Raw genomic sequence first — 4,022 nt, 5'->3', positions numbered from 1 at the left:
TAGGGCATACCGGAACCTTTGGGCTCGATCCAATAAACGCTTGGGGAGAGAATACCTCTACTTTTTCAGAAGCAATTCTGTCTAAGCAAGTAATCTCTGTGAACCAAGAATCCCCGTCTCTTTAGAGCGGGGAGTGTCAAGGTGGAAGAATACGAAAAAATGGCAACCCAGGGAATAATCAAACCCGATGAAAAAGTGGAATTAATTCGAGGAGAAATTATCAAAATGTCACCGATGGGAACCCGTCATGCTGCTGGTATAGCTAGATTAATACAATTACTTTATCAAAAATTAGGACAGAAAATTATTCTCAGAGTTCAAAATCCCATTAAACTTAATGACAATTCTCAACCAGAACCAGATTTAAGTTTACTAATACCTCGCCCAGATTTTTACGTTGCTGCCTATCCCTGTCCCGAACATATTTATTTAATTATTGAAGTTTCTGATTCTACCATCGATTATGATCGCTATACTAAAATTCCTCTTTATGCGGAAGCAAATATTAAAGAAGTCTGGATTGTCAATCTCAAGGAGGAATGTTTAGAAGTTTATCACCATCCGCTGCATGGTAGTTATCAAGCTATTCAGAAATATTATCGAGGTGAAAGTATTTTTATTGAATCCTTTCCAGAAATAGAGTTAACTTTAATTGAAATACTCGGTAATATTTATTAAATTAAATTCTAGAGCGTTTATCATACCATTTTCTTTATTCCTGGCAGGCATCCTACTATTAGCTTTCTAAGAGATGGCGGTACTTTTCTCCGAGATTTTCCGTTGCTTTGGTTAATTTCCCCTTTTCGTCTAGGATAGGCAGTTTCATGATTTCCGATGAAGCTTTAATTAAAAGTAGTACCTCCCGAAACTTGGCCACGTCTTCCTCTAGATGGGGATTAAAATTAGCTCGTGACTCCAGTTCGGTTAAACTCTGAATAGCTCTACTATTCAGACTATTAACCAGGTATTGTAAATCCTTAATTCTGCGCTGAACTTGTCCTAAAAAACCCTTACTTTTATCTAATTGAGCTATTTTATTATCCACTTCCTTGGCGTATTCGATAGCTTTAGTTAGGGCTTTTTTCCCTTCTCCTCCTAAGACAAAACCACCAATCATTAAAGCAGGTCCAACGGTAATACCTCCTAAAACCACTGTTCCCAAAGCCATACCACCACCACCGGCAGCTAAAGAACCACCTCCTAACCATGCTAAGGTAGCATTCCAAGCGGCTGCCCCACTAAGTCCACTAATTGCTGTTCCTGTACTAGCAGTACCGAAAAGACCAATTAATCCTAGGGTTCCCTGACTGGCTGCCGAGGCGACTCCCACTACTTTTAAACCCTCTACAGCCAAACTTTGCGCGTCTAACACTTCTGCTTTAAATTCCTTGAATTGTTGGGCAGAAAATCCCTCAAACCCTTCTACTTCTAAGAAGCGTTGATGGGATTGGGAGGAATTTTGACCAATTCTTTGACTATTTCTTTGATCAATTCGTCGAACAAACTTAACAAATCTGCGGATGGTGTTGATTTTGACATTAATTTGCAGTTGACCGTATTCTTCTGCGAATTTTTGGGTAGCTTGAAACTTTTTTTCTAGGGATTTATTGGCTTTTTTGTATCTTTGTTCGGCACTTTTGCCAATTTTTTCCGCCTTTTGTAGCTTAGAGACACCATTAGCACCCGCACTAACTCCCACACCAGCAGTAACTAAGGCAGCCGCACCAAGAATAATCGGGATAATAAAGATCATAAGAAAAGCTCCTAGTCTATTCAGTTTTGTAAAATTCTACCAACATAGTTAAAAAAAAATCAAGGAGCTGCATCTCACACTTGCAGAAATATCGACAATCAGCAATTATCAGTGACTCTTAAATTATTACAGATATATCAGCAGCTGCGTGCAAGCATCCCACCGAAAAACTAATGCGCGGGGGGTTTGGGGGGTAGAACCCCCCCAAAAGCCTGGATTGAGTAATAAAATCAAAAGTAAAGCCCAATTTTAAAAGAGAGTTTCCCCGTAAAAATCCCAACTTGCTAGATTGACAAAATTGTATCGGTAGAATTACTGAATAGCTGATAGCTGGTAGCTGAGGATTTATAACTTGCGTTCGTAACTTAACAACGTATTTTGTAATAACATTGCCACCGTCATCGGACCGACACCCCCGGGGACAGGAGTAAGATAACTAGCCACTTCTAAAACCCCCGCATAGTCCACATCTCCCACCAAACGGTCAGCGACGCGATTAATCCCCACATCCACCACCACTGCACCCGGTTTTACCATATCTTTAGTGATTAAATTGGCTTTACCGACAGCAGGTACTAAAATATCGGCACTTCTGGTTATTTCTGCCAGATTTTCCGTGCGCGAGTGAGCAATAGTTACCGTAGCGTTTTCCTCCAATAACATTAAAGCTAAAGGTTTCCCCACTAGAATACTGCGACCCACCACCACCGCGTGCTTACCGGCTATGGGAATATTATATTCTTTCAGGAGTGCCATGACCCCCGCAGGAGTACAACTGCGGATACAGTCATCACCCCGCACTAAACCGCCTAAATTGAGAGGATGTAAGCCATCAGCATCTTTTTTCGGGTCAATTTGGTAGAGAAGGGAAACCGCATCTAAATGCTTAGGTAAGGGTAATTGAATTAAAATCCCGTCCACCCGCTCATCTTGATTGAGACGGACAATTTCCGCTAAAATTTCTAGTTCACTTGTATCGGTGGGGAAATGACGACCAAAAGAGGCCATACCGATTTTAGTACAAGCTTTCTCCTTATTGCGGACATAAACGGCACTAGCGGGATTATCCCCCACCATCAACACCGCTAACCCCGGAGGTCGTCCCATTTGAGATTGTAGCGTCTGGATGCGCTCTCCTAGACCAAGTTGGATTTTTTGAGCTAAGGCTTTCCCGTCGAGAATTTGGCAAGTAGTTACGGACATTCTATGATAATACCGAGAACAAAAATCTTTCGGATCCATTCTATGGTCAAAAAGATTGGCTAATGGCACTCGTTAAGGTTAAAGCAAGAATGTCTATCCAGACTCGTGTAGGGCGCATCAGCAGTTTATTATTATTGCTAGGGTTATTCGGTTGTAGTACCCTTGCTGACCTCGGTATTGCCGTTCCCTACATCGGTGATCCTCCCCTAACAGCGATCGAGCAATTACAGGAAAAACCAAAAGGCACTTTAGTTTATCTTAGGGGAACCGTGAGCAATTATGCCCCTTTTTTAGCGGGAGGAGCCTATCTTTTGCAGGATGGGTCGGGTAAGATTTGGATTCGCACCAATAGCAATAAATTACCCCGTCAAGGCGAAGAAATCGTCATTAAGGGCAAAATTGACTTTGAAGCTATTCCCCAGGGTTCCCAAACCGTTAACGAATTGTATGTACTGGAATTAGAACAGATGGATGCAGTAGCGGTTAATTCTCTTCCTACTCCCTCCCCGTCCCCAGAAATTAAACCCTCCCCCACCTCAGAAGTTAAACCCCCAGAAAACAATTCTCCCCCGGTCTCCACTAAACCCCTCGAAAATCCCCGACAGGTGACAATTCCCAGCGCAGCTGAAACGAAACCCCCAGAAACTCCCGTCGTTACCCCCGTTAAACCCAATCCACCCGTTCAACCCGTCGCAGAAGCGATTCCCCCCAAACCCCCCGCAGTGGTTAAACCCGTCCCAGACCCCCTCGATGCTTTCTTTTTACCCCATAAACAAAGCGAGAAATAGCTAGGGTTAGGTGTGGGAATTATGAATTATGAATTATGAATTATGAAGTGGGAAGTGGGAAGTGGGAAGTGGGGAGAAAATACAAATAATCTCCTGTCTCCTGACTCCTGACTCCTGACTCCTGATAACTGATAACTGATAACTGATAACTGATAACTGAGGTTCTTCGTTACTTGGTATGGTTCGATAGGGTGGCATAAATCGACTAAATCTTTATCTGGCAAGAGATTTAATTGATTAGTTCGCTCTGGATCGAAAACAGTTGACAAAAATCGCAG

At 42.5% G+C, this 4,022-nt stretch carries 4 protein-coding genes; 2 read left to right on the top strand and 2 right to left on the bottom strand.

Going from position 1 to position 4,022, the window contains the following annotated elements:
- The first annotated feature begins 141 nt into the window (after positions 1-141).
- Complete coding sequence (locus IM477_RS21975; RefSeq protein WP_287733470.1) at positions 142-678, top strand: Uma2 family endonuclease; 537 nt, start codon at positions 142-144, stop codon at positions 676-678.
- Between the two features lie 58 nt (positions 679-736).
- Here the strand turns inward: IM477_RS21975 and IM477_RS21970 are convergent, their stop codons facing one another.
- Positions 737-1,753: a hypothetical protein gene (locus IM477_RS21970; protein WP_287733468.1), complete on the bottom strand. Its 1,017-nt coding sequence runs from the start codon at positions 1,751-1,753 to the stop codon at positions 737-739.
- Between the two features lie 345 nt (positions 1,754-2,098).
- Positions 2,099-2,956 carry a bifunctional methylenetetrahydrofolate dehydrogenase/methenyltetrahydrofolate cyclohydrolase FolD gene (folD, locus tag IM477_RS21965; protein ID WP_287733467.1) on the bottom strand — a complete coding sequence of 286 codons (858 nt, stop codon included), beginning with the start codon at positions 2,954-2,956 and terminating at the stop codon, positions 2,099-2,101.
- A gap of 89 nt (positions 2,957-3,045) precedes the next feature.
- On the opposite strand from folD, the gene IM477_RS21960 reads away from it, so the two are divergent.
- Positions 3,046-3,744 (top strand): single stranded DNA-binding domain-containing protein, encoded by a 699-nt coding sequence (locus IM477_RS21960; protein WP_287733466.1) that lies wholly within the window; start codon positions 3,046-3,048, stop codon positions 3,742-3,744.
- Positions 3,745-4,022: the final 278 nt, after the last annotated feature.

It is taken from the genome of Microcystis sp. M090S1 (assembly GCF_020246295.1).
In the GTDB taxonomy this organism is placed as follows: domain Bacteria; phylum Cyanobacteriota; class Cyanobacteriia; order Cyanobacteriales; family Microcystaceae; genus Microcystis; species Microcystis aeruginosa.
This window is presented reverse-complemented; position numbering and strand designations above follow the sequence as displayed.